Origin of the sequence: Pseudomonas izuensis (assembly GCF_002356535.2) — a bacterium.
GTDB lineage: Bacteria > Pseudomonadota > Gammaproteobacteria > Pseudomonadales > Pseudomonadaceae > Aquipseudomonas > Aquipseudomonas izuensis.
Window position 1 is genome coordinate 3,029,066 of record NZ_AP017423.2, and the last position, 12,277, is coordinate 3,041,342.

Here is a 12,277-nt window from a genome sequence, read left to right on the forward strand (position 1 = left end):
ACGATGTTCAGAATCCTTTTTCGCCTGTACCTGGTCACCATTGTTTCATTCAGTGCAGCGATCTACCTGGTGCCGGACCTGGTGATCAAGGTCTTTCACGAGCGCTTCCTGACTTACAACCTTGATTATTCCCGTGGCCTGCAAACCCTCATGGTCAAGCAGTTCAAGGCGGTGCCAACCGAGCAGTGGCCATCCCTGGCGGCGGAGATGGACAAGGAGTTTCATCCGCTGCACATCGTGCTCAGCGGCAACGACGATCCTGGTTTTTCCCTTGATGAGCAGCAGCGTTTGCAGCGTGGCGAAAACGTCGTGCGCATCGGCGACTGGGGCTGGCGTACCCTGGCGGTGGCGCCGCTGGATGAGCACACCGTGGTGCAAATGGTGGTGCCACCGGACCCGACGGACGTCAGCTTGCTGTACTGGAGCATTAACGTACTGATCGGCGCGACCATGCTCGCCTGCCTGTTGCTGTGGCTGCGCCCGCACTGGCGCGATCTGGAGCGGCTCAAGGGCACGGCCGAGCGCTTCGGCAAGGGCCACTTGAGCGAGCGCACGCAGATTGCCCCCAGTTCCAACATCGGCAGCCTGGCCAATGTCTTCGACACCATGGCCGGTGATATCGAAAACCTGCTGAACCAGCAGCGCGATCTGCTCAACGCCGTCTCCCACGAATTGCGCACGCCGTTGACCCGCCTGGATTTCGGCCTGGCCCTGGCCCTGTCCGACGATCTGCCAGCCACCAGCCGTGAGCGCCTGCAAGGGTTGGTGGATCACATTCGCGAACTCGATGAACTGGTGCTGGAACTGCTGTCCTACAGCCGCCTGCAAAACCCGGCGCGGGTGCCGGAACAGGTTGAGGTGTCGCTGGATGAATTCATCGACAGCATTCTGGGCAGTGTCGATGAAGAGCAATCGCCGGACATCGTCATCGACGTGCTGCTGCACGGCCAGCTCGAACGCTTCACCCTCGACCCGCGCCTGACCGCTCGCGCCCTGCAGAACCTGCTGCGCAATGCCATGCGTTACTGCGAAAGGCGCATTCAGATCGGCGTGCAGGTCTGCCACAAGGGTTGCGAGATCTGGGTGGACGATGACGGCATCGGCATTCCGGACGACGAGCGTGAGCGGATTTTCGAGCCTTTCTACCGGCTCGACCGCAGCCGCGATCGCGCCACCGGTGGGTTTGGTTTGGGGCTGGCGATCAGCCGCCGGGCGCTGGAGGCGCAGGGTGGCACCTTGACCGTGCAATCGTCACCGCTGGGTGGAGCACGGTTTCGGCTATGGTTGCCGACGCCGGTTTGACTCACGAGGACACCTGATACATAGCTATATAGCGCTACGCGATAAACAGTGTTCAGGAAGAAACTTGTTAGTCTGTTGTTTACTAAAAAACTAGTAATTCTGACAGTAGGCATGGGTTTCTTATTTGCTGATAATTTGCCGGGCAAGCAAATAAACAGCGGTTAATTAACTTTGTGCAAGGGGTTTTAATATGATATCTGTTACTGAGGTGGAAAAAATTTTAAATAAAGCCAAGGATAGCGTAAGTGATACTGGCACGTTTACCGGGACACTTCCGAGTAGCATTCCAGCCGAACCGAAAAACTTTGCCGCCAATGTGGTGAATATTGACTTCACGGGTGATACTGGCATGGTTTCGGGGGTCAGTAACCAACACTCTTCAGGGAATAATGCGTTCATATTTACGGTGCCTCACGGTCTGAAGACCGGAACACACCTTATTGTAAATGATCTGAGCCCTAAAACCGTGGGTGCCAGTTTTACGCGTTTTTTTAGCGGGGACGATTACCAGATATATGTGGGAGTGACAGGCGCCCTCGTAGTGACCCAGATTTCTCAGTCGCATATGGTCGCTACTTTTAACTTCAAGACAGTTGGCGGTAAACAATTCTCTGGTGCGTTCAATATTAGGGAAGGCTGATTAATGTCGAGGGGCTGATACGGGGTGGTGGGGTCTTGTGACCTCATCGCCACATTCAAAAGATGTCGCCTGCTATTGATGCTGATGACAAATCGTGGTGTTTGTCATAAATTTGAGTAGCAATCTATCAAACCTGACAGTCGCCACCTTCACCATTAAAACGTTTCATTATTCCTACGCAGTCAGGCTGTCGCGCCACGCACTGACGACTGGAGGGTGGAGATGGAAGCGCCAACAACAAGAATGGGTAAGGGGACGATCAACGCGATCAGGGTCGTCTGGGTCGATTCAATGTGGACGAAGTTCGCCATGGTCGTGCCGGATGATGGCTGTTCCAGGCTGGCAGTCAGGATCGGCCCTAATCGCACGCCTGAGGGGCAGGATCATTTCCTCGTGGGCGACAAGGTGAAATACACAGTAGTGCTGGACTCTTTGGGGGCGTTTCCGAGGGCGCAGGAGCTTGTGAAGGCTGGCAGCAGAACCGCCTGATCGACCTGTGGCAACTGTTCCGGCCTCTTCGCGGGCAAGCCACGCTCCTACAGGGTGCCCGGTGCTCTTGTAGGAGCGAGGCTTGCCCGCGAAGACGGCCAGAAGGTCACCATTGAAATCAAAACCTGCTCCCACATCACGCGCTCAACCGTCCGCGCAACACCGTGGCCATACCCTCCAGATCCGCCATCGGGTTATGCCCGATCAGCATCCACGCATGCTCCATGTCAGCCCAATAGACAATGTTCATCCCGCGCCGACGTTCCTGGGCGAAATGCCGGCTACCGCTGTTGGAGCGGGTGACGCACAGCGCCATCGGACCATGGACCGGGTCGAGGTAGCTGATCTGGGCGATGGGCACGCCGTCGTATTCAAGGATTTGCGCGCGCTTGAATTCGGCGCGGGGCAAGGTCAGCTGCGCGGGCGTGAGGACCAGGCCCAGGCGTGCATCGAGGGTGTGCAATTGCGCGCGTTGGGCGGCTTCGTCGCCGGGCAAGTGGTCGAGGGTTTGCGGCACATAAAGCGCCATGTAGTCGGCCACCAATTGGCGCCAGTTGTCCTGCTGCTGTGTGGCTTGCCAGCCAAGGAACAAACGATCCGCCAGTACACCGCTGACCACCAGCCCGGCTGCCGCCGCGAGGAACCAGCGGCGATTGAGTGTCGGACGGGCTGGCGAGGGCAGGGTGTCGAGCATGGCTTGCAGGCGATCCACCGGCGCCTGGCGCCCCAGTTCGTCGTAGGCCGCCTTGAACGGCAGGCTGCTGCGGTTCAGCCATTGCAGGCGCAGGCCGAGCATCGGGTCTTGCGCCACGGCCGCATCGATACGCTGACGCTGTTCGGTGTCGAGTTGGTCGTCCAGATAAGCCACCAGTTGCTCATCCGGGATTCGCGCGTTCATCGACGTTCTCCGCTGGAAGGGTTTGGCACGGACTGCAAGGGCGGGTATTCGGCGAGTTTGCCCCGGGCGGCCGCCAGGCGACTCATGACGGTGCCGATGGGCACTTGCAGTACCTCGGCGACTTCGCGGTAGGACAGGCCTTCGACATAGGCCAGGAACACCGTTTCGCGCTGGGCTTCGGGCAATGCATCGACGCGGCGGATGACTTGCGCCGCCATGACATGGGTTTGCGCCGCGTGTTCACCGTCGAACGACAACACCTCTTCGCCCTCCATCGTGCCTTGACCATGTCGCACCCGACGGGCTCGCACTTCATTGAGCCAGATCGAATGCAGAATGCTCATCAGCCAGCGATCCATGCGCGTGCCCGGTTCGAATTGACCGGCCCGTTCCAGCGCCCGCACACAGGTGGCTTGCACCAGGTCTTCGGCGACATGCCGTTGCCTGGACAACAGCAAACCGTAGCGCCACAAACGCGCCAGATGCTGGCCCAGTTCTGCCCGTATTGCCTGATCGCTGGCGATGACGACCTCCGTCCATTCGGTGTGTCAGGTTTTCGATGAGTCGTTGATGGCTTCGGCCAGGTCCCGGTATTCCTCGCAGCTCGTGTTGCCACAAATCGATTTGATCTGCCGCAACTGTTCCTGGGCAAGATCCAGCTGACCCTTGATCACATAGGCTTCGCCGAGGTACTCGCGAACCTTCGCGTACTGCGGGTCGAGCTTGACCGACTGCAGGTAATAACCGATGCCTTCGTCGGTGCGGCCCAGTTTACGCGTAACGTAGCCGCGATAGTTCAGCGCCTTGGCGGTATTGGGGTCTTTGAGCGTGTCGAGCAGCGCCAGGGCCTCTTCGTAGCGCCCGGCCTTGGCTAGCTGATAAGCATAATCGGTACGGTCGGCGTCCGGCACCAGATTGCTGGTTTGCTTGACGCATTTCTGCGACTTCTTGTCGAGGACCTGGCCTCTGGGGCACTGGGGAGCGGCGGGAGCGTCATCGTCGCCGTGGGCCCATGCCTGTGACCCGGACAGCACAACAGCGAGTATCAAGGGGGCGGTGAATATCGAGTAGCGGCTATTCATGGGGAATGCTCCACGCGTATCAGGGTTGGGACAGCGAACGGGCCGAAAAGGTTGGGTGTCGGTGACCACCTGATATTGAACACCGCTGCGTGACCAATTATTCATTTTTTTCTTTTGGTTTGCCCAAGGGGCTTCAGGTCAGCGGCGCGGCCATTCGCGAGCAGGTTCGCTCCCACAGGGGAACGCATTTCAAATGTAGGAGCGAGCCTGCTCGCGAAGAGGCCGGCAACGGCACCGTATCACTCAATCGGTCCCGTTTTTGGCCGAACCACTGCCTTACTGCCCACCTCCAGGCCTTGGTATAGTCGGGCCTCTTTTTTGCCTGCTAAAAGGATCACCGGCATGTCTCAATACACCGCGTTCACCGTCGAACTGGTTGATAAAATCGCCCATGTGCAAATCAATCGCCCGGAAAAGATCAATTCGATGAACGCTGCGTTCTGGAGCGAAATCGTCGAGATTTTCCAGTGGATCGACGACACCGACGAAGTGCGTGTGGTGGTCCTCAGTGGTGCCGGCAAGCACTTTTCCTCCGGCATCGACCTGATGATGCTGGCGGGCGTCGCCAATGAGCTGGGCAAGGACGTCGGGCGCAATGCACGTCTGCTGCGACGCAAGATCCTCACCCTGCAAGCGTCCTTCAACGCCGTCGATAACTGCCGCAAACCGGTGCTCGCGGCCATCCAGGGCTATTGCCTGGGGGGCGCCATTGATCTGATCGCTGCATGCGACATGCGTTACGCCGCCGAAGACGCGCAGTTCTCGATCAAGGAAATCGACATCGGCATGGCCGCCGACGTTGGCACACTGCAACGCTTGCCGCGGATCATCGGTGACGGCATGCTGCGTGAACTGGCTTACACTGGTCGCACTTTCGGCGCCGAGGAAGCGCGTGGCATGGGACTGGTCAATCGCGTCTACAGCGACACCGCCAGCCTGCTCGACGGCGTCATGGGCATTGCCCGAGAGATTGCGGGCAAGTCGCCGATTGCTGTCACCGGCACCAAGGAGATGATCAGCTACATGCGCGATCATCGCATCGATGACGGCCTTGAATACGTCGCTACATGGAACGCCGCCATGCTGCAATCCACCGATTTACGCGTGGCCATGGCCGCCCACATGAGCAAACAGAAACCCGAATTTCTGGATTGATTGAAAAATGACTCCACGCTGGACCACTGCAGTTCTGGACACCGATCAACCTGGCGGCTGGGCCGTGGCGCGTAGCCCGGAAGGCTTTCTGTTCGATGACAATGGCGCGTTGTTTCCCCGTGAATGGCTCAAGCGCCAGGAGCTGCCCATTCTGGCCGAACACGGTATTGGTCATCTCGACGGCGAACCGGTGTACCTGCTGGAGTTGCGCAACCACAGCGAAGTGTCGGGTTGCAACTGGAAAGGCCTGCGGGCGTTCATGCTCGAAGGCGATCATACGCTCTACAAAGTGCTCGGTTACGCCGCGCAGATCGGCACCTGGGCCCGTGAACATCGCTTTTGCGGCAACTGCGGCCAGGCCATGACCCAGGTGCCACGGGAGCGGGCCATGTATTGCCAGCCCTGCGACATACGCAGCTATCCGCGGATTTCGCCGAGCATGATCGTGCTGGTGACCCGTGGCGACGAGATTTTGCTGGGGCGTTCGCCACGCTTTGTGCCGGGGGTCTACAGCACGTTGGCGGGGTTTGCCGAACCGGGCGAATCGGCCGAGGATTGCCTGATTCGCGAGGTGCGTGAAGAAGTGCGGATCGAGGTGAAGAACATCCAGTACATGGGCAGCCAGTGCTGGCCGTTCCCGCACTCGATGATGCTCGGCTTCCATGCCGAATACGCCGGTGGCGAGATCGTCTGTCAGGAGGACGAAATCGAAGACGCCCAGTGGTTCAACGTGCATGCGCTGCCGCCGTTGCCGGCGTCGCGCTCGATTGCCCGTTACCTGATCGACGTCTACGTGGCGCGGCGTTTAGGCCACGCTGAACCAGTGTTGCCAGGCTAGTCGCACGGTCAGCCCCAGCACCACGGTGATGAACACCGGACGAATGAACTTCGCGCCGCCGCTGATGGCGGTGCGAGCACCGAAGAACGCCCCGACCATCACCGACAGGCCCATGCACAGGCCGATGATCCAGTCCACCTGCCCGGAAAACACGAACACCGACAGCGCCGCAATGTTGCTGACGAAGTTCATGCTGCGCGCCACGCCGCTGGCCTTGACCAGATCGATCGGGTACAGCAGCAGGCTGCTGACGGTCCAGAATGCGCCGGTGCCGGGACCGGCCACGCCATCGTAGAAACCCAGGCTGAAGCCCTGGGTCGATTGCCACTTCTTCTTGATCGGTGCGTCGCTGTCCAGCGGCGCTTTTGGCGTGCCGCCAAACAGCAGGTAAAGGCCGCAGGCGAAGACGATGACGGGCAGCATCTTGTTCAGCCATTCCGCTGGCAGGTAATGCGCGACGATGGCACCGGTCAGCGCACCGACCAGGGTGCCGACGATGGCGTGCATCCACTGTTTGGGGTGGAACAGCTTGCGGCGGTAGAAAGTGAAGCTGGCGGTGGCCGAGCCGAAGGTCGAACTGAGCTTGTTGGTACCCAGCACCAGGTGTGGCGGCAAACCGGCGGTGAGCAGGGCCGGGGTGGTCAACAGGCCGCCACCGCCAGCGATGGCATCGATGAAACCGGCAATGAAAGCGACAAGGGCCAGAATGGCCAGGGTGGTAAGGTCAACGCTGAGTTCGAAAGGCATGGAATCGGCTTAATCGGCAGGGTGCAGCGAAGGGGCTGCGGGGAAGGGCCGGTATCTTACCGTTATCCGACATCTGCCGCGACCCGCCAGACCAACACAAAACCTGTGGGAGCGAGCCTGCTCGCGAAGAGGCTATCAGATCCAACATGATGGTTGGCTGAAACACCGCTTTCGCGAGCAGGCTCGCTCCCACAGTTTTAACAGTGGTTACAGGCCGAGATCCGACAGACCCGGATGATCATCCGGCCGGCGACCCAGCGGCCAGTGGAACTTGCGGTCGCTTTCCTTGATCGGCAGGTCGTTGATGCAGGCAAACCGGTTGGCCATCAAGCCATTCTCGTCGAACTCCCAGTTTTCGTTGCCATAGGAGCGGAACCAGTTGCCCGAATCGTCGTGCCATTCATAGGCATAACGCACGGCGATACGGTTACCGGTAAAGGCCCAGAGTTCCTTGATCAGCCGATAGTCCAGCTCCTTGGCCCATTTACGGGTCAGGAAGCCCTTGGCTTCTTCGCGGTTGTAGGCGAACTCGGCGCGGTTACGCCATTTGGTGTCCAGGGTGTAGGCCAGCGACACCCGTTCCGGGTCGCGGGAGTTCCAGCCGTCTTCGGCCAGGCGGACTTTTTCGATGGCCGATTCACGGGTGAAGGGCGGCAATGGCGGACGAACTTCGGCATTAGACATTTCATGTCTCCGTATAAAGTTAAAGTTCCAGCACGTTTCGGGCTTGATTAAGTTATTACAGGTCCAATAACTTTCGCGCCATGCATTGCGCATTATCGGCGGCACTGTGATCACCCATTACAAGCGCCACGGTTATGGCACCGTCAATCAGGATCAGCAGCTGTTTGGCCAGCAACTGCGGATCTTCGGCGCCATGTTCGGTACACAGCTCGCAAACGTAGTCGAGCAGCTTCTGTTTGTGGTCTTTGGCGACCAGGCGGACCGGGTCCTGCGGATCGCCGGTTTCGCCACTGGTGTTGATGAAGGCGCAGCCGCGAAAGCCTTCCGAGACAAACCAGGACTTGAGCACGGTAAACAGGTTGAGCAGGCGGTCGGCCGGGGTTTCGGCCTGGCCGACTTCGCTTCTGTACCAGTGCATCCAGCGTTGGTCCCGGCGTTGCAGGGCTGCGACGGTGAGCTCCTCCTTGTTGGCGAAGTAGCGGTAGATGCTTTTTCTGGAGACGCCGGCGGTTTTCACCAAAAGATCCATGCCGGTGGCGGCAATGCCACTTTTGTAGATCAACTTTTCGGTGACATCCAGAATGATATCGCGTGTGTCGTTGCTGTTTAATTCGTTCATGTGGCTTACAGTAGAACGATCGTTCTCCTTGGTCAAGCAGCTATTTTTATGTTTGTAAAATCACCTTTGCGAGCAGGCTCGCTCCCACAGGGGAATGCATTTCAAATGGGGGAGCGAGCCTGCTCGCGAAGAGGCCCTCACAGACGATGACAAGACCCAGGCCAATCCATGGTGTAAGCTCTCAAACTCTCTGGATTCGACCCGATTGCGAGCCCTATGCCGTTGCTTTTCAAACGTTCCCTGCTGCCCAAACTGCGCAGTTTTCCGTTGACCGCCGATGCCGTCACCATCCTCTCTGGCGCTGCCGAGTTCCGTCGTTGCTTGCTGGAAAAAATTGCCGGCGCCACGCAGCGCATTTATATCGTCGCGCTGTACCTGCAACAGGATGAGGCAGGCCAGGAAATTCTCGATGCCTTGCACGCAGCCAAGCTGGCGCGTCCGCATCTGGACGTGGTGGTCGTCGTCGACTGGCTGCGCGCCCAGCGCGGTCTGATCGGTGCCGGCAAGCAACCGGGCAACTCGGCCTGGTATCAGGAGATGACCCGTACCCACGAAAGCGAAGTACCGGTGTATGGCGTGCCGGTGCAGACCCGCGAGCTGTTCGGCGTATTGCATCTGAAGGGCTTCATCATCGACGACTGCGTGATCTACAGCGGTGCGAGCCTGAACAACGTCTACCTGCACAAGTTCGAAAAATACCGCTACGACCGTTATCACCTGCTGCACAACCGTGCCCTGGCCGACTCGATGCAGCATCTGGTTCAACATGGCCTGGTGGCTTCCAAGGCGGTGCATCGCCTCGACCTGCCGAACCTGCCGACCACCCGCAGCCTGCGCAACGATATCGGCGATCTGCGCAGCCGCCTCAAGCACGCGGCGTACGACACGACCGAGGGCACCACGGAGAAAGGCGGCCTGTCGGTGAGCCCGTTGTTGGGTGTGGGCAAGAACAACCCGCTGAACCGGGTGATCTGTGAACTCATTGCCAGCGCCCAGCAGCAACTGACCATTTGCACGCCGTACTTCAATTTGCCGCTGGCGATCATTCGCGAGATCAACCGGGCGTTGGCCCGCGGCGTGAAGATCGACATCGTGGTGGGCGACAAGACCGCGAACGACTTCTACATTCCGCCGAGCGAGCCGTTCAAGGTGATCGCGGCGCTGCCGTATCTCTACGAAATCAGCCTGCGCCGCTTCGCCAAGCGCCATCAGCGCAACATCGACAGCGGCCAGTTGAACCTGCACCTGTGGAAGGATGGCGATCATACCTACCACCTCAAGGGCATGTGGATCGATCAGCGCTACACCTTGCTGACCGGCAACAACCTCAACCCGCGGGCGTTCCGCCTCGACCTGGAAAACGCCTTGCTGATCGATGATCCGAAAGGCGAATTGCTCGAACCGCGCGCCAAGGAGTTGAAAGAAATTTTCCAGCACACGACGCGCATCGAGCGTTATCAGGATCTGGAGACATTGCCTGAATACCCGGCGGGGGTGGCGAAGTTTCTCAAGCGTGTGAGCCGGGTCAGGATTGAGCGGTTGCTGTACCGGATTCTGTAAAAAAGCATTCGCGAGCAGGCTCGCTCCCACAGTGGATTTGTGTTCGACACATAACCCTTGTGGGAGCGAGCCTGCTCGCGAAGAGGCCCGCTCAGACGCTACGAAACTCAGTTCAAACCAAGCTTACCCCGCAACGTCGACAAATCCTCAGCCAATGTATTGACCGGCCCCACCAGCGCCTTGCGGTCGCTTTCCTTCACTTTGTCATAGGTCTCGAAACCGCCATCCCTGGTTTTGTACTTGGCCAGTGTCTTGTTCACCGTGGCAAAGTTTTTATCGACCTTGGCGATGAACGCCGCGTCCTGTTTCTCGATTTGCGGACGGAACAGGTCGACGATTTTCTTCGCGCCGTCGATGTTGCCCTGGAAGTCATAGAGGTCGGTGTGGCTGTAGCGATCTTCCTCGCCGGCGATCTTGGTGGCCGCCACTTCTTCCAGCAGCGCAGCGGCACCGCCGACAACTTTTTCCGGCGGGAAGGTCAGGCTGGCGACACGGCTTTGCAGGTCTTTGACATTCTTGTCCAGGCCATCCGCCAACTCGCCCAGACCCTGGGTGCTGTTTTCCGAGAACAGCGAATATTCGATGCGGTGGAAACCGGTGAAGTCTTCAGCCTTCACACCCTTTTCATGGTCATCGACCCGGGAGTCGAGAGAGGCATCGAGGTCACTGAACAGCTCGGCGATCGGCTCGATCGATTCGTAGTAAACCCGGGTTGGCGCATAGAGCTTTTTCGCGGTGGCCAGGTCACCTTTTTTCACCGCGTCAGTGAACTGCCGGGTGTGGCTGGCCAGTTCATCCAGTTGCTCTGTAACGTAGATCTTGTAGTCGGAAATGGGTTGCACCAGCTCCAGCGGCGCCGTTGCGGCGAAAGCCGAAAGCGGAGTGTTGAGCAAGCCCAGGGTCAGCAGTATCGCGAGTGGCGACTTTTTCATGAAGTGGCTCCGTGAGGTCAAGCAGGGTTTTTTATGTGTGTTGCATTCAGCAGCGAGCGACCGATGAAGTCCTGATCGCCCGTAACACCGGGCAAGGTAAAGAAATACCCGCCGCCCACCGGCTTCAGGTATTCCTCCAGCGGCTCGCCGTTGAGCCTCGTTTGCACGGTGATAAAGCCTTTTTCCAGATCGGCCTGGTAGCAGATGAACAACAGGCCCATTTCGAGCTGACCGTTCTTGTTCACGCCGTTGGAGTAGTTGAACGGCCGACGCAGGATCAGGTTGGCCTGGGTCGCGGCGGTGCGCGGGTTGGCCAGGCGGATGTGCGCATCGAGTCTGGTCAGCTTGCCGTCGGGGTCTTTGGCGTAGTCGGGCACTTCGGTTTCATGGCTGCCGCCCATGGGCGCGCCACTGCTTTTGACCCGGCCGAGAATGCTTTCCTGTTCCTGCAAGGGCGTGCGGTCCCAACGTTCGACGAAGTTGCGGATGATTCGCACCGCCTGGTAGCTGCCATTGACGGCCCAGGCCGGTTCGTCGCTGCCCGGTTGCACCCAGACAATGCTGTCCATGGCCTTGGCATCGTTGGAGTCGGGGTTGGCCGAACCATCGCGAAAGCCCAGGAAGTTACGTGCGCTTTGCGCCGGTACACCGGGTTTAGCCGGGGCCTGGGGCGGCACGCTGCCTTCCTGTTTCCAGCGCACCAGCAGCAGGTCCGGGAGGTTTTTCACGATGTCGCGCAGGGCGTGGATGTTGGTGTCGGCGGTGTTGGCGCAGAACTGCAGGCTCAGGTCGCCGTGGCAGCAATCGGCTTCCAGCGCATCGTTGGGGAAGCCGACCATGCGCATCAGGCGCTTGGGCTTGACGTCCGCCAGGCCGAAACGCTCATCGAACAATGAGGCGCCCACCGACACGGTGATGGTCAGATTGTCCGGCGTGACGATCGGGCCAAGAATCCCCGAATCCACCGGCGGCAGTTTCGGATCGACTTGTGCCACCGGGCCACCCTTCATCAGGAACGCGATCCGTTCGTTGAGGGTGCGGAACAGCCGCTCCAGGTCGTCGCGGTCACTGGCCAGCACATCGAACGACACCAGCATGCCGGACGCCGGTCGCGGGGTGACGATGCCGCTCTGGTGCTTGCCATGGAATGCATGACGGTCTTCGGTGCGGTCACTGCTGGGGGCTTCGGTGACTTGCGCGGGGCTCGCAGCCATGGCCGGGCAGCTCAGCGCTACACCTGTGAGGGCGACACCGGCGGCGCCCATGCCCATCAATACCCGGCGACGTTGAAGGTTGAATGGCTCTGAATCGTTCATCTGGAAGTCGTCTTC

The 12,277-nt window shown here is 59.3% G+C and carries 14 protein-coding genes; 6 read left to right on the plus strand and 8 right to left on the minus strand.

The window, feature by feature from the left end:
• The first annotated feature begins 3 nt into the window (after positions 1 to 3).
• The 3 genes from LAB08_RS13590 to LAB08_RS13600 all read left to right on the plus strand — a co-directional run bounded on the left by LAB08_RS13590 (position 4) and on the right by LAB08_RS13600 (position 2,431).
• Complete coding sequence (locus LAB08_RS13590) at positions 4 to 1,302, plus strand: ATP-binding protein (protein WP_096511713.1); 1,299 nt, start codon at positions 4 to 6, stop codon at positions 1,300 to 1,302.
• 190 nt (positions 1,303 to 1,492) lie between these two features.
• Positions 1,493 to 1,942 (plus strand): hypothetical protein, encoded by a 450-nt coding sequence (locus tag LAB08_RS13595; protein WP_096511712.1) that lies wholly within the window; start codon positions 1,493 to 1,495, stop codon positions 1,940 to 1,942.
• A 222-nt stretch (positions 1,943 to 2,164) separates the two neighbouring features.
• Entirely contained in the window at positions 2,165 to 2,431 is a 267-nt protein-coding gene (locus tag LAB08_RS13600) for a hypothetical protein (protein ID WP_096511711.1), read from the plus strand.
• 136 nt (positions 2,432 to 2,567) lie between these two features.
• Here LAB08_RS13600 and LAB08_RS13605 read toward each other — a convergent pair whose 3' ends face one another.
• The 3 genes from LAB08_RS13605 to LAB08_RS13615 form a co-directional block, all read right to left on the minus strand.
• The gene (locus LAB08_RS13605; RefSeq protein WP_096511710.1) at positions 2,568 to 3,329 is read right to left on the minus strand and encodes an anti-sigma factor family protein; all 762 of its coding nucleotides are present in this window, start codon (positions 3,327 to 3,329) and stop codon (positions 2,568 to 2,570) included.
• A complete protein-coding gene (locus LAB08_RS13610) occupies positions 3,326 to 3,811 on the minus strand; it encodes an RNA polymerase sigma factor (RefSeq protein WP_096511709.1) in 486 nt (161 codons plus the stop codon). Before LAB08_RS13610 ends, LAB08_RS13605 begins: the two co-directional genes overlap by 4 nt.
• Before the next feature lie 66 nt (positions 3,812 to 3,877).
• Positions 3,878 to 4,411 carry a tetratricopeptide repeat protein gene (locus LAB08_RS13615; protein ID WP_096511708.1) on the minus strand — a complete coding sequence of 178 codons (534 nt, stop codon included), beginning with the start codon at positions 4,409 to 4,411 and terminating at the stop codon, positions 3,878 to 3,880.
• A 342-nt stretch (positions 4,412 to 4,753) separates the two neighbouring features.
• Between LAB08_RS13615 and LAB08_RS13620 the strand changes: the two genes are divergently transcribed.
• Together LAB08_RS13620 and nudC are read left to right on the plus strand one after the other, a co-directional pair.
• Positions 4,754 to 5,566: a crotonase/enoyl-CoA hydratase family protein gene (locus tag LAB08_RS13620; protein ID WP_096511707.1), complete on the plus strand. Its 813-nt coding sequence runs from the start codon at positions 4,754 to 4,756 to the stop codon at positions 5,564 to 5,566.
• Positions 5,567 to 5,573: 7 nt separating this feature from the next.
• Positions 5,574 to 6,404, plus strand: coding sequence for an NAD(+) diphosphatase (gene nudC, locus LAB08_RS13625; RefSeq protein ID WP_096511706.1), 831 nt, complete (start codon positions 5,574 to 5,576; stop codon positions 6,402 to 6,404).
• Here the strand turns inward: nudC and LAB08_RS13630 are convergent.
• The 3 genes from LAB08_RS13630 to LAB08_RS13640 all read right to left on the minus strand — a co-directional run bounded on the left by LAB08_RS13630 (position 6,372) and on the right by LAB08_RS13640 (position 8,454).
• Positions 6,372 to 7,151 carry a TSUP family transporter gene (locus tag LAB08_RS13630; protein ID WP_096511705.1) on the minus strand — a complete coding sequence of 260 codons (780 nt, stop codon included), beginning with the start codon at positions 7,149 to 7,151 and terminating at the stop codon, positions 6,372 to 6,374. The genes nudC and LAB08_RS13630 overlap by 33 nt on opposite strands.
• A gap of 207 nt (positions 7,152 to 7,358) precedes the next feature.
• Complete coding sequence (locus LAB08_RS13635; protein ID WP_096511704.1) at positions 7,359 to 7,835, minus strand: nuclear transport factor 2 family protein; 477 nt, start codon at positions 7,833 to 7,835, stop codon at positions 7,359 to 7,361.
• Positions 7,836 to 7,890: 55 nt separating this feature from the next.
• Positions 7,891 to 8,454, minus strand: a complete 564-nt coding sequence (locus LAB08_RS13640) for a TetR/AcrR family transcriptional regulator (RefSeq protein ID WP_096511703.1) — start codon at positions 8,452 to 8,454, stop codon at positions 7,891 to 7,893.
• 216 nt (positions 8,455 to 8,670) lie between these two features.
• On the opposite strand from LAB08_RS13640, the gene pssA reads away from it, so the two are divergent.
• A complete protein-coding gene (gene pssA, locus LAB08_RS13645; RefSeq protein WP_096511702.1) occupies positions 8,671 to 10,014 on the plus strand; it encodes a CDP-diacylglycerol--serine O-phosphatidyltransferase in 1,344 nt (447 codons plus the stop codon).
• 107 nt (positions 10,015 to 10,121) lie between these two features.
• On the opposite strand, the gene efeO is transcribed toward pssA, so the two are convergent.
• Positions 10,122 to 10,946 (minus strand): iron uptake system protein EfeO, encoded by an 825-nt coding sequence (efeO, locus tag LAB08_RS13650; protein ID WP_096511701.1) that lies wholly within the window; start codon positions 10,944 to 10,946, stop codon positions 10,122 to 10,124.
• A gap of 17 nt (positions 10,947 to 10,963) precedes the next feature.
• Positions 10,964 to 12,262: an iron uptake transporter deferrochelatase/peroxidase subunit gene (gene efeB / locus LAB08_RS13655; RefSeq protein WP_096511700.1), complete on the minus strand. Its 1,299-nt coding sequence runs from the start codon at positions 12,260 to 12,262 to the stop codon at positions 10,964 to 10,966.
• Positions 12,263 to 12,277: the final 15 nt, after the last annotated feature.

Bases quoted from the DNA above. Each gene is read 5' to 3' on its own strand.
- efeO (WP_096511701.1), bottom strand. From the start codon at position 10,946: ATGAAAAAGTCGCCACTCGCGATACTGCTGACCCTGGGCTTGCTCAAC.
- LAB08_RS13635 (WP_096511704.1), bottom strand. From the start codon at position 7,835: ATGTCTAATGCCGAAGTTCGTCCGCCATTGCCGCCCTTCACCCGTGAA.
- LAB08_RS13615 (WP_096511708.1), bottom strand. From the start codon at position 4,411: ATGAATAGCCGCTACTCGATATTCACCGCCCCCTTGATACTCGCTGTT.
- LAB08_RS13630 (WP_096511705.1), bottom strand. From the start codon at position 7,151: ATGCCTTTCGAACTCAGCGTTGACCTTACCACCCTGGCCATTCTGGCC.
- nudC (WP_096511706.1), top strand. From the start codon at position 5,574: ATGACTCCACGCTGGACCACTGCAGTTCTGGACACCGATCAACCTGGC.
- LAB08_RS13590 (WP_096511713.1), top strand. From the start codon at position 4: ATGTTCAGAATCCTTTTTCGCCTGTACCTGGTCACCATTGTTTCATTC.
- LAB08_RS13595 (WP_096511712.1), top strand. From the start codon at position 1,493: ATGATATCTGTTACTGAGGTGGAAAAAATTTTAAATAAAGCCAAGGAT.
- efeB (WP_096511700.1), bottom strand. From the start codon at position 12,262: ATGAACGATTCAGAGCCATTCAACCTTCAACGTCGCCGGGTATTGATG.
- pssA (WP_096511702.1), top strand. From the start codon at position 8,671: ATGCCGTTGCTTTTCAAACGTTCCCTGCTGCCCAAACTGCGCAGTTTT.
- LAB08_RS13620 (WP_096511707.1), top strand. From the start codon at position 4,754: ATGTCTCAATACACCGCGTTCACCGTCGAACTGGTTGATAAAATCGCC.
- LAB08_RS13640 (WP_096511703.1), bottom strand. From the start codon at position 8,454: ATGAACGAATTAAACAGCAACGACACACGCGATATCATTCTGGATGTC.
- LAB08_RS13605 (WP_096511710.1), bottom strand. From the start codon at position 3,329: ATGAACGCGCGAATCCCGGATGAGCAACTGGTGGCTTATCTGGACGAC.
- LAB08_RS13600 (WP_096511711.1), top strand. From the start codon at position 2,165: ATGGAAGCGCCAACAACAAGAATGGGTAAGGGGACGATCAACGCGATC.